General features: G+C 42.5%; 20 protein-coding genes and 1 rRNA gene. 10 read left to right on the forward strand and 11 right to left on the reverse strand.

Annotated elements, in window-relative coordinates:
• The first annotated feature begins 15 nt into the window (after positions 1-15).
• From rrf to infB, 6 genes are all read left to right on the forward strand, one after another.
• Positions 16-137: ribosomal RNA gene (gene rrf, locus E3E24_RS12110) — 5S ribosomal RNA — on the forward strand.
• Positions 138-300: 163 nt separating this feature from the next.
• The gene (gene rpl7ae, locus E3E24_RS12115) at positions 301-672 is read left to right on the forward strand and encodes a 50S ribosomal protein L7Ae (RefSeq protein WP_042681141.1); all 372 of its coding nucleotides are present in this window, start codon (positions 301-303) and stop codon (positions 670-672) included.
• A gap of 92 nt (positions 673-764) precedes the next feature.
• The gene (locus tag E3E24_RS12120; RefSeq protein WP_013467393.1) at positions 765-974 is read left to right on the forward strand and encodes a 30S ribosomal protein S28e; all 210 of its coding nucleotides are present in this window, start codon (positions 765-767) and stop codon (positions 972-974) included.
• A gap of 5 nt (positions 975-979) precedes the next feature.
• Positions 980-1,192, forward strand: coding sequence for a 50S ribosomal protein L24e (locus E3E24_RS12125; RefSeq protein ID WP_167885993.1), 213 nt, complete (start codon positions 980-982; stop codon positions 1,190-1,192).
• A gap of 109 nt (positions 1,193-1,301) precedes the next feature.
• Positions 1,302-1,808, forward strand: coding sequence for a nucleoside-diphosphate kinase (gene ndk / locus E3E24_RS12130; RefSeq protein WP_167885994.1), 507 nt, complete (start codon positions 1,302-1,304; stop codon positions 1,806-1,808).
• 110 nt (positions 1,809-1,918) lie between these two features.
• Positions 1,919-3,712 (forward strand): translation initiation factor IF-2, encoded by a 1,794-nt coding sequence (gene infB, locus E3E24_RS12135; protein ID WP_167885995.1) that lies wholly within the window; start codon positions 1,919-1,921, stop codon positions 3,710-3,712.
• A gap of 74 nt (positions 3,713-3,786) precedes the next feature.
• Here infB and rlmD read toward each other — a convergent pair whose 3' ends face one another.
• Positions 3,787-5,046, reverse strand: a complete 1,260-nt coding sequence (gene rlmD, locus E3E24_RS12140; protein ID WP_167885996.1) for a 23S rRNA (uracil(1939)-C(5))-methyltransferase RlmD — start codon at positions 5,044-5,046, stop codon at positions 3,787-3,789.
• Between the two features lie 41 nt (positions 5,047-5,087).
• Positions 5,088-6,305, reverse strand: coding sequence for a PLP-dependent aminotransferase family protein (locus E3E24_RS12145; protein ID WP_167885997.1), 1,218 nt, complete (start codon positions 6,303-6,305; stop codon positions 5,088-5,090).
• Positions 6,306-6,410: 105 nt separating this feature from the next.
• Here E3E24_RS12145 and gyaR point away from each other — a divergent pair, with 105 nt between their 5' ends.
• Positions 6,411-7,421, forward strand: coding sequence for a glyoxylate reductase (gene gyaR, locus E3E24_RS12150; RefSeq protein ID WP_167885998.1), 1,011 nt, complete (start codon positions 6,411-6,413; stop codon positions 7,419-7,421).
• 125 nt (positions 7,422-7,546) lie between these two features.
• Here gyaR and E3E24_RS12155 read toward each other — a convergent pair whose 3' ends face one another.
• Both E3E24_RS12155 and E3E24_RS12160 read right to left on the reverse strand, forming a co-directional pair.
• Complete coding sequence (locus E3E24_RS12155) at positions 7,547-8,257, reverse strand: DUF72 domain-containing protein (protein WP_167885999.1); 711 nt, start codon at positions 8,255-8,257, stop codon at positions 7,547-7,549.
• Positions 8,258-8,313: 56 nt separating this feature from the next.
• A complete protein-coding gene (locus E3E24_RS12160; RefSeq protein WP_167886000.1) occupies positions 8,314-8,991 on the reverse strand; it encodes a TIGR00289 family protein in 678 nt (225 codons plus the stop codon).
• 98 nt (positions 8,992-9,089) lie between these two features.
• On the opposite strand from E3E24_RS12160, the gene E3E24_RS12165 reads away from it, so the two are divergent.
• Positions 9,090-10,382: a bifunctional L-myo-inositol-1-phosphate cytidylyltransferase/CDP-L-myo-inositol myo-inositolphosphotransferase gene (locus E3E24_RS12165; RefSeq protein ID WP_167886001.1), complete on the forward strand. Its 1,293-nt coding sequence runs from the start codon at positions 9,090-9,092 to the stop codon at positions 10,380-10,382.
• Here the strand turns inward: E3E24_RS12165 and E3E24_RS12170 are convergent.
• The 4 genes from E3E24_RS12170 to E3E24_RS12185 are packed head-to-tail and all read right to left on the reverse strand — an operon-like array spanning position 10,379 to position 14,947.
• Positions 10,379-11,461 carry an ABC transporter ATP-binding protein gene (locus E3E24_RS12170; RefSeq protein WP_167886002.1) on the reverse strand — a complete coding sequence of 361 codons (1,083 nt, stop codon included), beginning with the start codon at positions 11,459-11,461 and terminating at the stop codon, positions 10,379-10,381. The two genes, E3E24_RS12165 and E3E24_RS12170, sit on opposite strands and share 4 nt — an antisense overlap.
• A gap of 10 nt (positions 11,462-11,471) precedes the next feature.
• Positions 11,472-12,341 carry a carbohydrate ABC transporter permease gene (locus E3E24_RS12175; protein WP_167886003.1) on the reverse strand — a complete coding sequence of 290 codons (870 nt, stop codon included), beginning with the start codon at positions 12,339-12,341 and terminating at the stop codon, positions 11,472-11,474.
• A complete protein-coding gene (locus E3E24_RS12180) occupies positions 12,341-13,288 on the reverse strand; it encodes a carbohydrate ABC transporter permease (RefSeq protein WP_167886004.1) in 948 nt (315 codons plus the stop codon). Before E3E24_RS12180 ends, E3E24_RS12175 begins: the two co-directional genes overlap by 1 nt.
• Positions 13,289-13,300: 12 nt before the next feature.
• On the reverse strand, positions 13,301-14,947 hold the full coding sequence (locus tag E3E24_RS12185; protein WP_167886005.1) for an extracellular solute-binding protein: 1,647 nt from the start codon (positions 14,945-14,947) through the stop codon (positions 13,301-13,303).
• 397 nt (positions 14,948-15,344) lie between these two features.
• Here E3E24_RS12185 and E3E24_RS12190 point away from each other — a divergent pair, with 397 nt between their 5' ends.
• On the forward strand, positions 15,345-16,496 hold the full coding sequence (locus E3E24_RS12190; RefSeq protein WP_167886006.1) for an inositol-3-phosphate synthase: 1,152 nt from the start codon (positions 15,345-15,347) through the stop codon (positions 16,494-16,496).
• A gap of 8 nt (positions 16,497-16,504) precedes the next feature.
• On the opposite strand, the gene E3E24_RS12195 is transcribed toward E3E24_RS12190, so the two are convergent.
• The gene (locus E3E24_RS12195; protein WP_167886007.1) at positions 16,505-18,433 is read right to left on the reverse strand and encodes a helicase C-terminal domain-containing protein; all 1,929 of its coding nucleotides are present in this window, start codon (positions 18,431-18,433) and stop codon (positions 16,505-16,507) included.
• A 71-nt stretch (positions 18,434-18,504) separates the two neighbouring features.
• On the opposite strand from E3E24_RS12195, the gene E3E24_RS12200 reads away from it, so the two are divergent.
• Positions 18,505-18,789: a hypothetical protein gene (locus E3E24_RS12200; RefSeq protein WP_167886008.1), complete on the forward strand. Its 285-nt coding sequence runs from the start codon at positions 18,505-18,507 to the stop codon at positions 18,787-18,789.
• On the opposite strand, the gene E3E24_RS12205 is transcribed toward E3E24_RS12200, so the two are convergent.
• Positions 18,779-19,825: a M42 family metallopeptidase gene (locus E3E24_RS12205; protein ID WP_167886009.1), complete on the reverse strand. Its 1,047-nt coding sequence runs from the start codon at positions 19,823-19,825 to the stop codon at positions 18,779-18,781. The two genes, E3E24_RS12200 and E3E24_RS12205, sit on opposite strands and share 11 nt — an antisense overlap.
• A gap of 201 nt (positions 19,826-20,026) precedes the next feature.
• The coding region (locus E3E24_RS12210; protein ID WP_304940804.1) for a proton-conducting transporter membrane subunit at positions 20,027-20,748 on the reverse strand (722 nt) is incomplete at its 5' end.

The following is a 20,748-nucleotide window of genomic DNA, read 5'->3' on the forward strand; positions in this document are numbered from 1 at the left end:
GAAGGTATGTATCGGTACGGCGGCCATAGCGGCGGGGCCACACCCGGTCTCGTTTCGACCCCGGAAGTTAAGCCCGCCAGCGATCCCGGGTGTACTGCCCTCCGAGAGGGGGCGGGAAACCGGGGACGCCGCCGGCCACTCAAACTGTTTTTCTGTTGAGTTTTTAGAGGATTTAACGCACTTTAGCGAGTAAGCATTTGATTCTGCGCAAGCAAAGTCTGTTAGGGAAAGGTTTAAAAACTAAATTCTCCTTTGCTATCTTGACAGCTCGATGAACGATGAAGTTTGGAGGGATGTGAAATGGCAAAGCCAAGTTATGTGAAGTTTGAGGTTCCAAAGGAGTTGGCTGAGAAGGCCCTTGAGGCTGTTGAGATTGCAAGAGACACCGGAAGAATAAGGAAGGGTACAAACGAGACAACAAAGGCTGTTGAGAGAGGACAAGCAAAGCTCGTTATCATTGCTGAGGACGTTGACCCAGAGGAGATTGTTGCACACTTACCACCACTCTGTGAGGAGAAGGAGATTCCATACATTTATGTTCCAAGCAAGAAGGAGCTTGGAGCTGCTGCTGGTATTGAAGTTGCAGCGGCAAGCGTTGCTATAATCGAGCCTGGTAAGGCTCGTGAGCTTGTTGAGGAAATCGCTATGAAGGTTAGGGAGCTTATGAAGTGAGCTCCCTCCTCCTTCCCTTTACATTCATATTCATCGAAAGATTTAAAGGTCATTGAGTGAGGTTTTTTATAGCTATCATAGAGGTGTGAGGAATGAGCGACGAAGGATACGCTGCTGAGGTTATTGAAATCGTCGGAAGGACTGGAGTTACGGGTGGCGTTACTCAGGTTAAAGTTAGAGTTTTAGAGGGCAGAGATAAGGGAAGAGTTATCAGAAGAAACATTAAAGGTCCAGTGAGAGTTGGCGACATTGTCATTCTCAGAGAGACTGAAAGAGAAGCAAGAGAGATTAAGGCAAGGTGATGTAAATGGCAAGGTGGAACGTCTGCTCATACTGTGGAAAGGAATTCGAGCCAGGAACAGGAAAGATGTTCGTCAGAAACGATGGCAGAGTTTTCTTCTTCTGCTCAAGCAAGTGTGAGAAGTACTTCCTCATGGGAAGAAACCCAAGGAAGCTCAAGTGGACAAGGGCATATCAAGAGGCAAAGCTCCAGAGAGCAAAAAGCAGAAAGGGAGAGTGAGCTTTTATTTTTGATTACTTTTTCTGCTTTATCACAAACTTTTCTGAAGCCAACCCCTAATACCAAAAAGCATTTTAACACTTCATGCTAAGCTTTTCTGGTGTTGCCAATGGCTGACAATAAGGTTGAGAGGACTCTAGTTATAATAAAACCAGATGCCGTTGTTAGAGGATTAATTGGAGAAATCATTTCAAGATTTGAAAAGAAAGGCCTTAAAATCGTTGGAATGAAGATGATTCATATTGATAGAGAGCTGGCAGAGATTCACTACGCTGAACACAAAGGGAAGCCATTCTTCAATGCTCTCATTGATTACATAACAAAGGCTCCCAGCATTGTCATGGTCGTTGAAGGTCGTTACGCTATCAGCGTTGTGAGAAAGATGGCTGGTGCAACTGATCCAAAAGACGCAGAGCCCGGAACAATCAGAGGCGATTTGGGTTTGGATGTTGGAGATGCAATTTACAATGTCATTCACGCAAGTGACAGTCCAGAGAGCGCAGAGAGAGAAATCAGCCTCTACTTTAAGCCTGAAGAAATTTTCGAATATTCAAAAGCCGCTGACTGGTTCTACAAGACGCACTGGGATAAGGAAAAAGGCGAGTGGATTGAGTAAATTTTCTTTTCTACCAAACTTTTAAAAGCCATTTTTTTAAATTAGCTTGGAGCCTACACTAAGATGGCGCTCATTTAATAATTTGACAAAATGACAAGAAGGTGGGGAAAATGAAGAGAATTAGACAACCAATTATAGCTGTTCTTGGTCATGTTGATCACGGTAAGACGACTCTACTTGACAAAATCCGTAAAACAAATGTTGCTGCCAAAGAAGCGGGAGGAATAACCCAACATATAGGTGCAACTGAAGTTCCTATCGATGTTGTTAAGCAAATTGCTGGACCTCTCTTAAAGCTCTGGAAAGGCGAGATAAAGCTTCCTGGCTTGCTGTTCATTGACACTCCCGGTCACGAGGCTTTCACAAGCTTGAGAGCAAGAGGAGGTAGCTTAGCTGATTTAGCTATTCTCATTGTGGACATAAATGAGGGCTTTCAACCTCAGACAATTGAGAGCATTGAAATCCTGAGAAGATATAGAACGCCTTTCATAGTTGCTGCAAACAAGATTGACAGAATTAAGGGCTGGAAAATTCAAGAGTGGGAACCATTCTTGGTAAACATCAAAAAGCAAGACCAGAGAGCTGTACAAGAGCTTGAAACAAAACTCTGGGAGCTTATTGGAAAGTTTTACGAGATGGGCTTCCAGGCGAACAGGTTCGACAGGGTTCAGGACTTCACACGTGAGCTGGCTATCGTTCCAATTTCAGCTAAGTATGGCATAGGCGTTCCAGAGCTTTTAGTCCTCATAGCGGGTTTATCCCAGAAATACTTAGAACAGAAGCTCAAGATTGAGGTTGAGGGTCCAGCGAGGGGTACGATCCTTGAGGTTAGGGAGGAGCCAGGATTGGGAACCACAATTGACGTCATAATTTATGATGGAACCCTTCATAAAGACGATACCATAGTCGTCGGTGGGAAAGATAAAGCAATTGTAACGAAGATCAGAGCTTTGCTCAAGCCAAAGCCCTTGGATGAGATTAGAGACCCAAGATTCCGCTTTGATCAGGTTGATGAAGTTGTGGCAGCGGCAGGTGTTAAGATAGCCGCACCCAATTTAGAAGAGGCTTTAGCAGGTTCACCCATGATAGCATGCAGGAGCGAGGAAGAGATCGAGAAAGCAAAGCAGGAAATTCTAAACCAGATTAAGAGCGTTGTGATAAGCACGGACAAGGTTGGTGTAATAGTTAAGGCTGATACCCTTGGAAGCTTGGAGGCTCTCAGCAAAGAGCTCCAGGAGAAGAACATTCCAATCAGGAAAGCTGACGTTGGGAACATAAGCAAGACCGACGTCATGGAGGCTTTAAGCGTAAAAGAGGAAAAGCCTCTCTACGGCGTTGTCCTCGGATTCAACGTCAAAATTAACGAAGACGCTGAAGAGATAGCAAAAGCCAAGGGTGTTCCCATCTTCGTTGGAAACGTTATCTACAAGATAATTGAGGACTACGAAGCATGGGTAAAAGCAGAAGAAGAGAAGAGGAAAAAAGAGCTGCTAGCTAAGACAACTTTCCCCGGCGTTATAAGACTGTTCCCAGATGAGCGTTACGTCTTCAGGAGAAGTCATCCAGCAATAGTTGGTATTGAAGTCCTTGAGGGAAGAATTAAGCCTGGCTATACATTGATAAAGCAGAATGGACAAAAAGTTGGCGTTATTAAGTCCATCAAGTCAAAGAATGACTTCCTCCAAGAGGCAAAGAAGGGAGAAGCTGTTGCGATAGCCATAGATGGGGCAATAGTGGGCAGGCATATCCATCCCGGAGAGATTCTCTATGTTGATTTAAGCAGAGACGACGCGATAAGGCTTGTGAAGGAACTTAGGGACACGCTCGATGAGACTGACATTAAAGCGTTAAAGATGATCGGGAAAGTTAAAGCTAAAGAAGATCCGTTCTGGGCGGCTCTTTAGCTTGCTGCCGTTTTTGATATTTTTCAATTTTTCAAATCATTTTCTGCTCATCGGAGTTATGGCTGTAATAACTGCTATATCCTCTTCAGCCTTATAACGGCCTCAACGTGCGGCGTATGCGGAAACATATCGATTAAAACAGCATCTTCAATCTGGTAAGCCTTCTTTAAGTGTTTCTCATAGTCAAGCTTGAAAGCCTTTGGATTGCAGGAAACATAAATAATGTTCTCAATGCTACTCTTTGCTAAGAGCTCCGCAGCTTCCTTAAGCCCTCTCCTTGGAGGGTCAACTACAACAGTATCGTAATCTCCGATTGGCGTTTCTTCTGCCTTCCCAATTCTAAAAACTGCATCAACACCGTTGAGTTCGGCGTTTTTGTTCGCCATCTCAACTGCAAAGGGATTAACTTCAACTCCCTCAACCCTAAAGCCCCTCTTAGCCAGCCAAATCCCAAAAGTCCCAACTCCCGAATATAAGTCTAGAACTTTCTCACCTTCCATGAAGCCCTCAACAGCTTTCAACAACAAAGACAGGGCATAAGAATTTGCCTGGAAAAAACTGTTCGGGTGAATTAGATAAACCACATCCTCAATCCTTTCGCGGATGTAAGGTTCCCCAGCTATAAGGTGTGACTCTCCTCTTGGGTCATCTCTTTCATCGGCTTTAAAGCTCCAGTGGAGGGAATCTGCAAAGGGGAAGTAGTCCCTAAAAGCTTCCGCAAGCTTTTCATTCGGCTTAATGTGGGCTATAAGGTTTATCATGACTTCGTCTGTAGATTTGCCCTCTCTAACGCTCAAGTAGTGGACATCTCCTCTCTTCCTTTTTAAATCCCAAGCTTTAAGATTCTCTTCCTTCATAAACTCCTTTAAAGTCCCCAAGTATTCCCAAGTTTTACTTGAAAATACAGGACACTCTTCGACATCAACGATGCTTAAGGGTTTGGCATATTCCTTAAATCCAATCCCATGAGTCGTTACAATGAAGTTGCTCAAATTCCTGAATCCAAAGAGCTTTGGTGAGCCTTTGATATCAGCTGTAATGCCTGTAATTTCCTTAAAATTTTCCTGCTTAAGCTTCAGCTGTTCTTTATACTTTATATGCTGCCACAAGCAGCCACCACATTTTTCAAAATGTATGCATCTTGGAGTCTGTCTAAGTGGAGAGAACTCAACAACTTCAAAGTTCTCAGCTATAATCCTCCCAAATCTCCTTCTTGTTTTGTAAACTTTCACAAAGTCTCCAACAACAGTATAGGGGACATAAATTGGCTTTTCAGCCTTTAAAACACCTAACCCTTCATCGCTCATCTCTTCAATGTAGCCTTGAGCTTTCATGGGAAAAAGTTGAAAGGAAAGCTTAAAAGAATATCGAAACCTTAGAATTTCTCATTATAGAGTTCTGCAAGCCTCTTTATACCCTCATCAATGTCCTCTTTGCTTGGTCTTGAGAAGTTGAGCCTTATTGTATTTCTTCCACTTTCATCTGTGTAGAACGGCTTTCCTGGGACCACAACAACCCCTTTCCTCTCCATCAGCTCACTTGCAAAGGCCATTCCGTCAGCATTTTCTGGAAGAAACAGCATAACAAACATTCCAGCTATTGGCTTCGTGAATTCTGCATTAGGCAGATATTCCTGGAGAGCGTTTATCATGGCATCTCGTTTCTCTTTATAACCTTGGAGTGCTCTTTTTAGATGGTACTCCTCAAAATATCCCCTCTTCAAATATTCCAGGGCAATGTATTGAGAAATTGTTGGAGCACAGAAGTCTATTGGAGACTTCTCCATCAGGACTTTATCCCTGATCTCTCCTTTCGCTATTATCCACCCAATCCTAAAACCTGTTCCAAGAACCTTACTCAGTGTTCCAGCCACAATGACTCTTCCCTCTTTATCAAGCGCCTTCAATGGTCTTATTTCCCTCTCTTCGTATTTCATGAAATTATATGCTGTATCCTCAACTATCAAAAGGTCATACTCACTCGCGATTTCAAGGAGGGCTTTTCTTCTCTCTTCACTCATCGTAATTCCCATGGGATTCTGACCTGTTGGAATTGTGTATATGAACTTTATCTTCTGACCCTTTGACTTAAGCTCTCTAATCTTTTCCTGGAGAGCATCTATTTCCATACCTTCACTATCAACAGGAACCCCTTCAACTTTCGCCCCAAGCTGCTCAAACGCCAGTATTGTATTGATGTAGCTCGGATTCTCAGTGATTACAACATCTCCAGGATCGATAAGAACTCTTCCAAGCAAATCAAGAGCTCCAGTGCCTCCTACAGTTATTATTATCTCCTCTGAAGAAACCTCTATGTGCTCATACTTTCTGAGAAATTTAGCAACCTCTTCTCTGAGTTCAGGAATTCCATTTGCTGGGGTGTACATGACAGAGCTGGGAATATTAGCCAAAACTTCCTTTGCAAGCTCTCCCAAAACTTCTCTCGGAATTAAATTAGGATCCGGATCTCCAGCGGCTAAAGAGATGAGGTTTTTCCCTTTGCTCTGGAGCTCTGCAGCTTTTTTCATAACTTCTGCTAGTGCTGACCCTTTAATCCAGTTGGCCCTTCCAGCCAAAAATTTATTATAGTCCATGAGAACCCCCTCCAATGAGAATCTTAGCATTAAGATATATATCATCATGATATTAATATTTTGCCCATACAAAAGTACAAGCGAAAATATAAGAGTGGTGATACCATGAAGAAACCCAAGGTGTTCATCACCAGAAAAATTCCAGAGACTGGAATCAATATGATCAAACAGTATTATGAGGTAGAAGTCTGGAGAGATGAAAATGAGCCCCCGAGAGAAGTCCTGCTTGAGAAAGTTAGAAATGTTGATGCCTTAGTAACTCTGCTGAGCGACAAAATTGACGGAGAAATCCTTGACAATGCTCCAAGGCTTAGAATCATTGCCCAATACGCTGTCGGCTATGACAACATTGACATTGAAGAGGCGACGAAAAGAGGAATTTATGTAACCAACACGCCAGACGTTTTAACCGAAGCTACAGCAGATTTTGCTTGGGCTTTGCTTTTAGCAACAGCAAGGCATTTAGTTGATGCAGATAAATTTGTGAGGAGTGGAGAATGGAAGAAAAGAGGAGTTGCATGGCATCCGCTCATGTATCTCGGCTATGATGTTTATGGAAAGACAATCGGAATAATAGGATTTGGAAGAATAGGGCAGGCGATAGCGAGAAGGACCAAGGGCTTTAACATGAGAATCCTCTATTATTCTCGCACAAGAAAGCCTGAAAAAGAGAGGGAACTTGGAGCTGAGTTTAAACCGTTAGATGAGCTGCTTAGGGAGAGCGACTTCGTGGTTTTAGCAGTTCCATTAACAAATGAAACCTACCATATGATAAACGAGGAGCGCTTGAAGCTCATGAAGCCAACGGCAATACTTGTCAATATTGCAAGAGGAAAGGTTGTTGATACAAAAGCCTTGATTAAAGCTCTCGAAGAGGGCTGGATTGCTGGAGCGGGCTTAGATGTCTTTGAAGAAGAACCTTACTATAATGAGGAGCTTTTCAAGCTGAAGAATGTAACTCTCGCTCCCCACATAGGCAGTGCAACTTATGGAGCAAGATATGCAATGGCAGAGCTTGTTGCAAGGAATTTGATAGCCTTCGCTAAAGGTGAAGTTCCGCCGACACTTGTGAATAGAGAAGTGCTGAATGTTAGGAAGCCTGGATTTGGCCGATGAGGAGCTGGATCCGACCTGAAGGGTGATGAGGGAGGTACTGTCCGAGGCTTCAGATGATGATCCCACCCTTGGCTGATGTGATGATGAAGCCTCGTGGTTCTGACACCCTTACTTTACACCATTTCTTATATTAAATCTCTGAATCTCTTCGCATCATCACACATATAGACGTTGTTAAAGTAAACGTAGCTTTCCTTTTTGTTCCACTCTTTCACTCGTTCTGCAATCTTTTCAAGCTCTTCATCAGTATATTTGTGCTTGTAACTTATCCTCCCGTTTTCGTATGCCCCATGAAGGCGATAGTAATTGATGTCTCCTCTGTGGAGCGGCTTTCTGATGAGAGGGTCTGTTACATCAATGACATCAAATTCTCTCACGAATTTCTTTATCCCCTTCTCGCTCCAGCCTCTAAGCTCAACAGCTATCTCAATGTCCCTGCTTATCTTTGAGAAGAACTTTTCTGCATTGGCAAAGCTTTCCTCGGTTTCCTTAAAACTTTTGGGAAGCTGAATTAAAATGAACCGTGCGTTCAAAATTCTTGCTTCGTTGAGTGTTATCTCCCAATACTTGAAGACCTCATTAATAGGCCTTAAAAGTCCAACATCTTTGCTTGGCTTAACGTTGCTCCTCTTCCATGTTGGACTATTGGCTGGATGTGTTATTCCCTGAAAAGCCTTGATTGAAAACACAAATCCTTCAGGTGCTTCGCTCCTCCACTTTTTGATGGTCTTTTCTTCCAAAATTCGGTAAAAAGTTTGTTGAATTTCAACTGTCTTAAAATCTTGGAAGTATCTTTTGCGGGCTTCACAAAAGCCACAAGTGCCAACAAAAATCATGTAGTCTCACCAAAATTAGAATCGACAGTTCAAAAAATAAAGCTATTGACAAACCCCTATTTCCATTCCAAATGAGCTCTCTTAACAACCAAAACTCCTGAATAGGTGTATTCGTCCCAAACTTTCTCAACATCATCAAAAACTATCTTCGCTTTAAAGAATGGCGCATCCTTAACGAAGGTCTCAAATTCCCCGCCCTCCCCTCCAATGTGAATGCCATATTTTCTGTTCAGCTCTTTAAGTTCCTCAATGGCTTTTTCATCAATAATCCTTCCAAGCCACTTCTTATCCAGACCGTAAGCAGATACTCCAACTATCACAATCTCAAAGTCGGCATGCAGCATGTCCCTCAAAAGCATTTCTGGGTTCTTGTGCCAGAGAGGAGTGTAGCTTCTCAACCCAAGCTCATGACAAACCCTCTCAATCCTAACTCTCTGGTATTCGCTCTCCAAAGCTCCAGCAACAACTCCATCAATGTCTAATCCTTCAAGAACATTCTTCAAATCCTCAACTTCCTTCTCTTTTTCCCCAGTGGTGTATCCTTTGATTAGGGTAATCCCTATCGCCTCAGCCTGCAAATCTGTCAGATGAATGTTCGGGACATGATACATATAGCTCTCTTCACTTTTAGAGTGAATGCTAACCAAATATTTTACATCAAATCCCTGCTGCATTGCCCAATATAAGGCATAAGTTGAGTCCTTTCCTCCCGAAAATAAAGCTGCTATTTTCATATTCTCACCCGAAAGCTTTAAATTAACCTTTAGTGAATTTAATATTGGTATCAAAATAAGATTCTCAATGCATCTTAAAAAAGCTTGGGGGTGATCCAATGGTTCCAGAGAAGGCAGTAATTCTTGCAGCTGGACTTGGGACAAGGTTAGGAAAGCTAACTGAAGAAACTCCCAAAGGCCTTCTAAAAGTTGCTGGGAGAGAAATCCTTTATAGAACTATGAAAGTTCTTCAAGAACTAGGCGTTAGGGAGTTCATAATCATCACGAATCCAAAATACGAGACTAAATTTAGGAAATTTGCTGAGAAGAACGGCTTTAATGCTCGAATAATAATAATAATAAACGAACATCCAGAGAAAGGCAATGGATATTCACTTTATCTAGCCAAAGATTGGGTTGATGGAAGGTTCATCCTTGTAATGAGTGATCATATTTATGAGAGAGCATTTCTTGTGAAAGCAGCAAAAGGAGAGGGCTTAATAGTTGATGAAGCCCCAAGATATATTAGCATTGATGAGGCAACTAAGGTTAAAATCAAAGACCGCCATGTGGAAGACCTTGGAAAGCACCTCAAGGAGTTCGATGCCATTGATACTGGATTCTTTGTTTTAACTCCTGAGATATTTGAGGTTGCTGATGAAATTCTGTCAGAAAAAGGAAAAGCTGAGCTGAGTGAGATTGTGAAAAGGGCAAAGCTCAAAGTAACTTTTGTGAGTGGATTTTTCTGGATGGACATTGACACTCCAGAGGATATTAAAAAAGCTAGGAAGCTGATAGTTCAGACCTCTATAAAAGGGAAAGGAGATGGCTTCATATCAAGGCATTTGAACAGAAAGATTTCCACGAGGATAAGCACTCTCCTCGTTGATCACGTTACTCCCGACCAGATGACCGTTGTAACTTTCTTGCTTGGCATTTTATCAGCCCTAGTGAATTTTATTAGCATCTCCCTGGCTGGGATTCTGTATCAAATAAGCTCTATCCTTGACGGTGTTGATGGAGAGATTGCACGTGCAAGCATGAAGACGAGCAGATTCGGCGGCTATGTTGACTCAATCCTTGACAGATACGTGGACTTCGCATTTTTGTTGATATTAGCTTACGTTACAATTAAAGAACCTCTCTGGTGGGCGATAGCTGTGACAGCAATCTTTGGCTCTGCGATGGTGAGCTATTCAACGGAGCGCTATAAGGCAGCATATGGAAGCGACATTTACAAAGAAATATCCACAATGCGATACCTTATCGGAAAGAGGGACGAGAGGATATTCCTAACAATGTTATTCTGCTTAGCTGGGCAAATAAAAGCTCTCTTTACTCTATTAGCGATCTTAACAAATCTTAGAATAGCGGCGACAATGTACCTAGTATGGAAAAATAAGAGAGGTTAAACCAAAAACTCCAGAGCTTTTTCTGTCTTTTTATCAAACAGAACGATTCTGTCTTCCCTAATCTTCACTGTTACCTTCTCTCCAAATGTGAAGTGCTCTCCCTCTGGTGCAAACACTTTAATAAAAGCCCCATCAACGGAGACAGTAACTATCTGCTCCCTCCCAAGAGGTTCGAAAGAGTAAACCTCTCCAACTAACCCTTCACTGATGCCCTTTACAACCTCTGCATCATGCGGTCTAAATCCAAGGAGCACTTCCTTTATGTCGAGCTTTTCAATCAGCTCCTTATACTGAGCAGGAACAGGTATCCTGCTTTCATAAACCCTTAAGTAACCATTTTCAACCTCCGCTTCAACAAAGTTCATGGGCGGATTTCCAAGGAATCCTCCAACGAACTTGTATTTTGGCTTGTAGTAGACGTCATCTGGAGTCCCTACTTGGAGTATCTTCCCTTCCCTAATCACAGCTATTCTGTCGGCCATTGCCAATGCCTCAGCTTGGTCGTGGGTAACATAAACTGCCGTAATGCCTAACTCCTTCTGCAATCTCTTCAGCTCAGCTCTAACCTCAATTCTAAGCAGAGCATCTAAGTTACTCAGAGGCTCATCCAAGAGCAGAACATCCGGCTCTTTAACTAAAGCTCTCGCTATTGCAACTCTCTGCTGCTGACCACCGCTGAGCTGCCATGGATATCTGTCGAGCAAGTTCTCGATGTGAAGCATCTTTGCAACTTCCCTCACTTTCTTTTCAATTTCCTGCTTTGGGACTTTTCTCAGCTCAAGGGGGAATGCTATGTTGTCAAAAACTTTCATGTGGGGATAGAGCGCCCAGTTCTGGAAGACTAAGCCAACATTTCTGTCTTTTGGTGGAACCTCTGTAACATCTCGATCGTCAAAGTAAATTCTCCCGCTTGTCGGCTTGTAAATCCCGGCTATTGTGTATAGCAGAGTAGATTTTCCACTTCCTGACGGGCCCAACAAAGCCATGAACTCTCTATCATTAATCTCCAGATTAATATTATCTAGAGCCGTGAAGTCTCCGAATTTTTTGGTTATCTCCTTGAGGATAATCTTAACCATCTCAACCACCTCAACCTTTGATTCCACCCGAATAACCTTGCAGTAATATCTGCTGCGCCGTAAGGAAGAATATTATCGTCGGGAGCAGATAGAGAGTTCCGGCAGCAGCTATTAGGGGCATGTGAGAATACTCAGCCTCAATGTTTGCTTCAATGAATGTTGCTAAAGTCTGGTCAATGAGGAAGGTTCTCACGTAGATTATGTCCTGCCAGCCAGCCAAGAATGCAAACAAAGCGACTGCCAATATGCCCGGCTTGATTAAAGGCAGCATGATCTTCCACCAGACTTTTATCCTTGAGGCTCCGTCAATTATGCCCGACCACTCAAATTCCCATGGTATTGTGTCAAAGAAGCCCTTCATTAACCAGACAGACATTGGAATTTCGAGAGCTGCCCTCGCTAAGATTACGTAGAAGAATGAATAGAGCCTTATTATATCTGGACTCTGTGGAAAGGTTAAACGGTAGAGCAGATAAACACCAACAATCAACGCAACGCCGGGGAAGGCATGTAAAATTAGCAGCAGAACCATCATGTGCTTTCTTCCCCTAAAGTCAATTCTTGAGAGCGAGTAGCCTGCCAAAGCGCTAATAAAAGTTACAACTCCAGCCACTCCTAAGGCAACTACAAGCGTGTTGAATGTAACTTTCAATATGTTAGTCCTTATTCCACCCGTTGTAGCTAGTTTCCCTTGGAACACATTAATCCAGTTTTCCAAAGTAAAGCGGAATGAGCTCAAATCTAAGTTGGTGAGCATCTCCTTGCTGAAGCTTGAAAGCACTAATAGAGAAAAGCCAAGGATCAAAGGCAAACTTGCGAAGAGGATTGCAAGGATGATTATCCACTCATACCTGCTTGGTCTTGTTTCTACGTCCTTCATCAGAAGTCACCTCTTGGCCTTTTCATCATTTTCTCAAATTGTAGAACTTTTAAAGTTACAAAACCTCCGATTATGCCTATGATTGACAGAATCACTGCTGCAGCGGCTGCTAATCCTTGATCTTGCTCTCCTCTACCGAAGGCTGTGTTGAATACATATAATGCAAGGGTAGTTCCATAGTCTTTGTTCACTAAGTCCCACTGGACTAGAAGGAAGATGTGCGGATATGTTGTGAGCAAACTTAAGAACTGCCATGTTAAAACATAGAGGAAGTGCCACTTTGTGAGGGGAATTAGGATTTTTCTTGAAATTTCCCAAGCTGATGCACCATCAACCCTCGCAGCAATGATAAGCTCCTTTGGAATCTGATTTAAGGCTGATGTGAAGACTATCATACCAAAACTAACACCAACAAGACCATTCACAAAAATAATTATGCTCCAAGCTCCCCAAGGTACAGTTTGACCCCAAGGAATTGGCTGAGAAATTACCCCAAGCTTCATTAAAATTGAATTTAATGTTCCAATTTCACTCCCATGGAAGAAATAATACCAAACAAGACTGTAAACAGCAATTGGGGACATTCTCGGCAGAAGCCAGAGGAGCCTAAAACTTGAAGCTGGCTTTTCACTTATGAAGAAAGTAGCTAAAGCTAACGCTAAACCTCCAAAAACGTTAATGATGAGCGTAATCCCAACGAAAACCACAGTTGTTAAAATTACAGCCTTAAAAGTTGGGTCGTGCTGGAACATGTAAAACAGTCTTTGATAGTTGTAGAATCCGACAAATTCTGTGAGATATTTCTCAACGTTCCAGTTCCTCATTCGAGTGAAGCTTATGTAAACGGTCATAACTAAAGGCACCAAGTAAAACAGCACAACCATCAAAATCATTGGAGAAAGAAAAAAGGAAAGGGCTGTAAACTTCTCCCTATTGATTTTATTCATGTTCTCACCTCTTCACTGTGGGAACTTCCAGTCCTTTGGAATCTCTCCGACGATTTCGACATTTTGAGCAAGCTCTGGGTCTGCCTTAACTTTCTGGATGATGTAGTTAACTCCATCTTCTGGTGTCATTTCGCCTCTGAGAACCTTGTCAACTGCTTCCTTGAAGATGTCTGCCAGTGCTGGGTACTTTGGATGAGCTGGAGCTAAGTGCGTGTATTCAAGCATGTAGCTGACATCTGCCAAGAACTGTGCGTTGATTGGGTTGACTGTTGCTTGGACAATGTCTTTGATGTTGTCTTTAACTGTCTGATCCAAATCGAGGTTGAGGTTCTTTAAGTCATTGAGCCACTTCTCGTCTTTGATAAGCTTTGCTGCCTCTTTTCTAACTGGGAGGTGTGCTGAGATAACACTGTGGATTGCGTTGATGTCTGGATCGCTTGCCTTTATGAGCATGAGGAATGCAAGTTTGTGGTAAACATCTTTAAGCTCGTCGTACTTTGGATTCTGTGCACCAGCTTTTGAGTTGATCATCCAGACGAAGGGCTGGCTGAGTGTCACTGGCTTGCCTCCCTTCTCACCAGCTGGGAATAAAGTATAAGCGAACCACTCTTTCACTTCTTCGGGCTTGAGTCCTCTTGGCTCCCCACTGCCTTTAGCATAGTACTGCTTGGTCTGCCACTCTGTCCAATACCATGTACCACCTATATCGAAGAGTGTTCTTCCCTCAACAATTGTTGGATGAATCTGCTTAGCCCAGTCCCAGCTCATTATGTCCTTTGGAAGCAAGCCATCTTGGGCAAACTTCCACTCAACATAGAGCCACTTATACACAGCTGGAACATCAACGACGAGCTTTCCAGTCTTCTCGTCATAGAGCTTTCCACCAAAGGCGAAGATGAACTGTATCAGGTCTGGGTGGGCTGAACCCTTTCTGTGAATCAATCCCCACTCAGCAGCACCGCTCTCTTTAGCCTTCTTAGCCCAGTAATAGACATCGCTCCATGTGAACTCTCCATTCTTCACCTTTTCAGGAAGAGTGCTCACATCAAGTCCAATTTTTGCAGCAACGTCTTTTCTAACGTAGAGTGGTCTTGCCTCTGTGTCCTGTGGCAGTCCATAAAGCCTTCCATTGAACTTTGAAGCCTCTATGAGTGATGGATAGAAGTCATCAATGACACTCTTGTAGGCGTTTGCATAGTCTGTTATGTCAAGAACGTAGCCTTCATCTGCCAGTGTTGGGAGGAATGCATAGGAGTTCACGAAGAAGTCTCCAGCCTGTCCAAGTGGTTGCTTGCTGAGGTACTCCTTATAGGCATCTTGGAAGGAGGCAACATAGTGCGTGTCTGTAATCACAATTTTCACTTTAATTCCATTGTCCGCCCAGATTTTGTTTATTCTTCTCGCTGCTTCAACAATACCATAGACTCTCATGACACTGTTGGGGTCACCTGAACCCCATGCAGAGAACTTGACTTCATTAATTCCATTCTGCTCAAGAACCTTTCCTATTGCAATCACGTCTTTTGTAAAGTCTCCAGTAAGCTGAACTTCTGCAGAAGGGGCTTGTGTTTGGGTTGTTTCCTTCTCGCCGCCGATACAACCACTGGCAACCACTCCAAGAAGCAACATTGCAATTATCCATACAGCTCTTGCCTTCATTGTCCTCACCCACTAGCAGTTTTTAAAATCAGAGCCGAAAAGGCTCTAAAAGGGGTTATTTGAGAATCCCGTATTTTATTCAGCTTTTGTTATTTATAAAATTTGTGGACTTCTAAGAGTTTTAGAAAGGATTTGCTCACTCATATGTGTAGTATTCAACACAAAAATGTGCAAAATCCTTAAAAATCTAGTGATATTAATAAAATTTGGAAGTTTTTCCTTGATATAGTTCAAAGATATAGTTCAAACTTTCACCCAGCATGCCAAGTTTTGACATCTTTGATCCCACAATTTTAGTGAACAGTGAGTTCCACTATTATATTGCCATCAAATTTTACAACCAAAAAGTATTTAATTATTATAAAATAATTAACAGCAAGAAAAGGAGGTGATAACGATGGTGAGGGTTGTTATACTTGGCCAGGGATACGTTGGAAGCATATTTGCAATAGGGGTTGAGCGAATCAAAAGAGGAGATCTAGGCTACTACGGAATTCCACTGGCAAATGAGTTACCAATAAAAGTAGAGGACATTGAGATTGTAGGTTCTTATGATGTTGATAAGAGCAAGATTGGAAGACCTCTCTACGAAGTTGTCAAGAGATACTGGGAAGACGAAATCCCGGAGAGCCTCAAAAACGTTGTAGTGAGGAAGGGCATTCACTTAGGAAGCCTCCGCAATCTGCCAATTGAGGCTGAAGGCTTAGAGGACAAGATGACTCTCAAAGAAGCTGTAGAAAAAATTGTTGAAGAGTGGAAGGAGCTCAAGCCAGATGTCATTGTCAATGTCTGTACAACTGAGGCATTTAAGCCGTTCAACAGCAAAGAAGAGCTAATCAAAGCTATAGAAAATGACGACAGAGAAAGACTAACAGCAACACAAGTTTACGCTTATGCTGCAGCCCTTTATGCAAAAGAAGTTGGTGGAGCTGCTTTCGTAAATGCAATTCCGACATTGATAGCAAACGACAATGCATTCCTTGAACTTGCAAAGGAGAGCAACTTAGTCATCTTTGGAGACGACGGTGCAACTGGTGCAACACCATTGACAGCTGACGTCTTGGCTCACTTAGCTCAGAGAAACAGATACGTGAAGGACATTGCCCAGTTTAACATTGGTGGAAATACAGACTTCTTAGCTTTGACAGACAAAGACAGAAACAAGAGCAAAGAATACACAAAGTCAAGCGTTGTAAAGGACATTCTGGGCTATGATGCACCACACTTCATCAAGCCAACTGGATTCCTTGAACCCCTTGGAGACAAGAAGTTCATCGCAATGCACATCGAGTATGTCAGCTTCAACGGAGCTGTTGATGAGCTTGTCATAACTGGAAGAATCAATGACAGCCCAGCTTTGGCTGGACTATTGGTTGACCTAGTTAGACTAGGAAAAATTGCCGTTGAGAGGAAGGAATGGGGAACAGTTTATGAAGTCAACGCATTCTACATGAAGAACCCAGGACCAGCAGAGAAGGGCAACATTCCAAGGATTATCGCTTATGAAAAGATGCGCCAGTGGGCAGGGCTTAAGCCGAGATGGCTGTGATTTTCCTTTCAGACCTTCTCTTCTTCCAAATTTCTGTAAAACCTTCTTAAATAGAGCTTCATTCTCGGCAGATTAACGGGTTTCATAGTTTCATTCATCCAGTCGGGTAAATCTTTTCGTATCGAGCTCCAAAGAACGCGGTAGTCCAGAATAATTATTGCTCCTTTCTCTTCGGCACTTCTATGAACTCTTCCAGCTGCTTGAACAAGCTTCCTATGAGCCGGCAGATAATAACCGTAGTATCTTCCCTTTCTTGGGAACTTCTTTTCAAAATACCTTATTTGAGCTTGAACTCTCGGAGTAGGTCTTGCATATGGGATTCCGACCAGAACAACACCGTTCATTTCATCTCCCGAATAATCTTGCCCTTCGCTGTTCCTACCCCCCATAACCCCCAGCAAAACTCCACCTTCCCTCTTTGCCTCTTCTTTAAATGCGTTCACCAAAATATCGTTTTCCTTAGAGCTCGCATTTTTCTTCTCAACGAAAACTTTTTTGCCAACCTCCTCTTCAATTCTCAAATGAACGTTAGCAGATAAGAGACCTTGAAGGACCTCATATGAAGCTGTAAAAACACCAACATTCTTCGGAATAAGCTTTGCCGCTTCAACAATGTATTCAGCCATTTTTCTGTATAACTCTAGATTTCTCTCTTCTCCCCTTGTGGAGACGTCCTTAGCAACTAAGACAAGAGCATTCTCTTTCTTGACCATCCTCGGGAACTTTTTAAGCTTTGCATTCTCAATCCCCATAATGTCTTTAAAAGCTTCAAGAGGCGTCAGCGTTCCAGACATGAAAATAGCCGATTGAACATCGTTTATGAAATCCAAAGCCCTAGCAGGGTCTAAAGCGACTAATTCAAGCGAAAAACCCTTATCCTTGCTCATTATAAAGAGATAATCCTCTCTACCAATTACAGAGAGCCAGTTCAACAAAAATTCGCCAACTCTTCCAACGTAAGAACGTGGAGGTTTGTTCTTCTCAATTTTGTCTTCTCTAATTGCATCTCCTACTTCAACCATCTCTCTCAAGATTCTGACTAAAAGCCTCTCACTGATGTTAAGGATTTCAAAAACATGAGCGAATATGCTTTCTGGAAGAATGGGGGCTTCCTCAACTTCCCTATCATTTAAACGCTCATTGTAGAGATTCTCCAGTCCTTTTAAGAAGATGCTCAAAAAGTTTGCGATCTCATGCTCATTATACTCTTCGGCCTCTTTTATCGCCCTAGTTATGCTGTTAACAGTTATCTTATCGCTTAAAACGTCAATAGCTTGATTTGGTAAGTTGTGAGCTTCATCAAAAATTACTATCAAATCCTCATAATCAACTCCCAAACTCTCAATGAATGCATCTCTAATAGCTGGGTTGAGCATGTAGAGGTAGCTTGCAACAATCACATTCGCCTTTTCTCCTACTTTCCTTGTAACTTCATAAGGACAAAGCTCTAAGAGCTGAGAGTACTGGAGAATCTCAATTGGCTGGGAAGGAGAGTTAAGAAAGTATTCAACAATCTCGCTAAATTCATCTTTCTTTTTCTTAACGTTCTCAAAGTAGTCACACTTGTGGAGCTTTTTGAGGTTTTTACACACAATCATGGCATTGTAAGCATCAGGAGCAAAGTTTTGAATGTAAGAGTGGAGGCAGAGCTCTTTTCTGCTCCTAAACTCCACACCACTGACGGGATTTATTCTGTTTATCTCCTTAAGCTCCTCTATAACCCTATCCATCTGTTTGTGAGTTCTAGCTAGATAAACAACCTTAAAACCCATGCTCAAGGCATAAGGCAGAACACCAGCAAGAACGCTTATTGTTTTTCCAAAACCAGTTGGAGCTTCAATTACCAACTTCTCTCCTTTTCTAACTGCTTCATCAACTAACCTAATGAACTCCTCTTGATTTGGACGCAGTGATTTATAAGGGAAGTAATCGCTCATTTTGGTTCATCAAAAAAGTTATTAATGCGTCTTTTTAACTTTTCTCACAGAGATTAAAAGAGGGGGCTAAAATGGAAGAAAAAGATAAAAAGCTCATTGAAAGTGGCATTGAAGCGTTAATCCTTGGATGGTTGGCATATCTGTTCTTTTACCAGAACTTCCTCCTCTATAAATGGCACCGCGGATTGTCCTTACCTCCAAAGCTTCCATTCATGGTTGCAGGGATTCTTGCAGGTTTAGCGTACTTCCTTTACAGATGGGAGAAGATAGAGAAGGAAACCCTAAAAGAGGTTCCAAAAGAAACTCCCATTCCACAAGAATTTCCAGAGGAAAAAGAGAAAGAAATCAAATCTTAAGCTCGTGGATGTGCTCGAGAACCTTAACCATCAGCTCAACGCTTGCATCAACGTCTCTCTCATCAACAACTTCTGCATTTGAGTGAATGTATCTTGAAGGAACACTTATTGCACCTGTTGGAACACCAGCCTTGGTGAGATGGATTGCTCCAGCATCTGTTCCCCCACCGAGGAGAATATCCCACTGGTATGGGATTTCATACTTCTTAGCAAGCTCTTCCATCCATCTGACAATTGTTGGGTGGCAGATAACTGAGCGATCCATTATTTTGATTGCGGTTCCTTTTCCGAGCTGTGTAACCTGCTTGTGTTCTGGAGTTCCTGGAACGTCAGCTGCAATAGTCACATCAATCGCAAAGCCGTAATCTGGGTCAATGCCAAAAGCACTTGTCTTTGCTCCTCTAAGACCTACTTCTTCCTGAACTGTGGCGACGAAGTAAATATCTGCATTAGTCTCGCTGAGATTTCTTGCAGTTTCAACTAAAGTATAGACGGCAATTCTATCATCAAATGCAATGCTCACAAGTCTGTGCTTTCCTAATCTCTCTAAGCGGCCGTCCCATGTGATAATTGTGCCTATCCTAACACCCATCTCTTCTGCCTCTTCTTTGCTCTCAGCACCGATGTCAATGAAAACTTGATCCCAATCTGGAGCTTTCTTCCTATCCTCTGGCTTCTGAATGTGGGGTGGAACTGAACCGCCAACACCATAGATGAACTTATCCTTGTCAATCCAGACCTTGAAGCGCTGGGCGATTAAAGTTCTCGGATCTATGCCGCCTATAGGTGCAACTCTCAAAAATCCGTTCTTTTCAATGTGAGTAACCATGAGACCAATCTGATCCATATGGGCTGCAAGCATTACCTTCGGACCATCGCCTTTCTTGTGGGCTATAACGTTGCCAAGTTTGTCAACTTTAATCTCGTCAACATAATCTTTGAATGCTTCAATCACAACGTCTCTGACTCCTAAGAACTCGTATCCTGAAACACCGGGAGCTTCAACGATTTTCTTTAAAAGCTCGTAGTCAACCATTTCTATCGCCTCCGTTTAGATGTCCATCTTAATGGTCTCAGCAAAGATATTTAAGGTTTTAGGTCATCAGCGTCAATAAAGCTTTATAATTTAAGCTCAAAGGTTAAAATATGGACAAGAGAGAACTGTTTGGCGCGGTTTTGCTAGTTATTTGGATTCTGGGTTTTAATCATGCAACAAAATTTGAAGAAAAAGAGTAAATCAGTGAAGAGCTTTTGAGGCAAGACTTAAAACTGCGTTTATGTAACTGTTGTAGTCCATTGTTTGAGCTACTGCGGGAGCTATGAGCTTATCAAGGATTATTGGTGCTATTAATCCAACTGCAAGACAAATTAATGCTAATAACAGACAGACTAGGCTCATGCTGAGTGGTTCTTTGGTTTCTAAGCCTTCTTTGGGTTTTCCTAGCCAGATGACGTAGAAGACGCGCATGTAGGCAATTAAGGCAATTGCTGAACTAATCACGATTATCAAAGCTAAGCCAAAGCTCTTCTCCATCAAAGCGTTAAAGAGCAAGAGTTTACTGAAGAATACATTAAGCGGTGGAATTCCAACGAGGCTTAACGTTGCAATTGCCAAGCTGAATGTTGCAATCGGCATTCTCCTGCCCAAGCCAGATAAATCCTCGATATTTCTAGAGCCGACAGCGTGAATGAAGATTCCAGCCGCAAGGAAGAGGAGAGCCTTGGCTATTGCGTGGTTGATAATGTGGAATAATGCTGCTTGGAGTCCAAGCTGGGTACCAAGTCCAACGGCCATGAAGAGGTAACCCATGTGCATGATTGTTGAATACGCGATGAGCTTCTTAACATCCCTCTGAACATTCATCATCAAGGCACCAAAGAGTGCAGACACTGCTCCCAAAACTATTACAATCGTGCTTAACATGCTGACTACATGAGCAAGCTCTGGAGTTAACTGGC

Origin of the sequence: Thermococcus sp. LS2, assembly GCF_012027375.1 — an archaeon.
Classification (GTDB): domain Archaea; phylum Methanobacteriota_B; class Thermococci; order Thermococcales; family Thermococcaceae; genus Thermococcus_B.

Excerpts from the sequence above, each read along its gene's own strand:
- rpl7ae (WP_042681141.1), top strand. The coding sequence starts at position 301 with ATGGCAAAGCCAAGTTATGTGAAGTTTGAGGTTCCAAAGGAGTTGGCT.
- E3E24_RS12120 (WP_013467393.1), top strand. The coding sequence starts at position 765 with ATGAGCGACGAAGGATACGCTGCTGAGGTTATTGAAATCGTCGGAAGG.
- E3E24_RS12125 (WP_167885993.1), top strand. The coding sequence starts at position 980 with ATGGCAAGGTGGAACGTCTGCTCATACTGTGGAAAGGAATTCGAGCCA.
- ndk (WP_167885994.1), top strand. The coding sequence starts at position 1,302 with ATGGCTGACAATAAGGTTGAGAGGACTCTAGTTATAATAAAACCAGAT.
- infB (WP_167885995.1), top strand. The coding sequence starts at position 1,919 with ATGAAGAGAATTAGACAACCAATTATAGCTGTTCTTGGTCATGTTGAT.
- rlmD (WP_167885996.1), bottom strand. The coding sequence starts at position 5,046 with ATGAAAGCTCAAGGCTACATTGAAGAGATGAGCGATGAAGGGTTAGGT.
- E3E24_RS12145 (WP_167885997.1), bottom strand. The coding sequence starts at position 6,305 with ATGGACTATAATAAATTTTTGGCTGGAAGGGCCAACTGGATTAAAGGG.
- gyaR (WP_167885998.1), top strand. The coding sequence starts at position 6,411 with ATGAAGAAACCCAAGGTGTTCATCACCAGAAAAATTCCAGAGACTGGA.
- E3E24_RS12155 (WP_167885999.1), bottom strand. The coding sequence starts at position 8,257 with ATGATTTTTGTTGGCACTTGTGGCTTTTGTGAAGCCCGCAAAAGATAC.
- E3E24_RS12160 (WP_167886000.1), bottom strand. The coding sequence starts at position 8,991 with ATGAAAATAGCAGCTTTATTTTCGGGAGGAAAGGACTCAACTTATGCC.
- E3E24_RS12165 (WP_167886001.1), top strand. The coding sequence starts at position 9,090 with ATGGTTCCAGAGAAGGCAGTAATTCTTGCAGCTGGACTTGGGACAAGG.
- E3E24_RS12170 (WP_167886002.1), bottom strand. The coding sequence starts at position 11,461 with ATGGTTAAGATTATCCTCAAGGAGATAACCAAAAAATTCGGAGACTTC.
- E3E24_RS12175 (WP_167886003.1), bottom strand. The coding sequence starts at position 12,341 with ATGAAGGACGTAGAAACAAGACCAAGCAGGTATGAGTGGATAATCATC.
- E3E24_RS12180 (WP_167886004.1), bottom strand. The coding sequence starts at position 13,288 with ATGAATAAAATCAATAGGGAGAAGTTTACAGCCCTTTCCTTTTTTCTT.
- E3E24_RS12185 (WP_167886005.1), bottom strand. The coding sequence starts at position 14,947 with ATGAAGGCAAGAGCTGTATGGATAATTGCAATGTTGCTTCTTGGAGTG.
- E3E24_RS12190 (WP_167886006.1), top strand. The coding sequence starts at position 15,345 with ATGGTGAGGGTTGTTATACTTGGCCAGGGATACGTTGGAAGCATATTT.
- E3E24_RS12195 (WP_167886007.1), bottom strand. The coding sequence starts at position 18,433 with ATGAGCGATTACTTCCCTTATAAATCACTGCGTCCAAATCAAGAGGAG.
- E3E24_RS12200 (WP_167886008.1), top strand. The coding sequence starts at position 18,505 with ATGGAAGAAAAAGATAAAAAGCTCATTGAAAGTGGCATTGAAGCGTTA.
- E3E24_RS12205 (WP_167886009.1), bottom strand. The coding sequence starts at position 19,825 with ATGGTTGACTACGAGCTTTTAAAGAAAATCGTTGAAGCTCCCGGTGTT.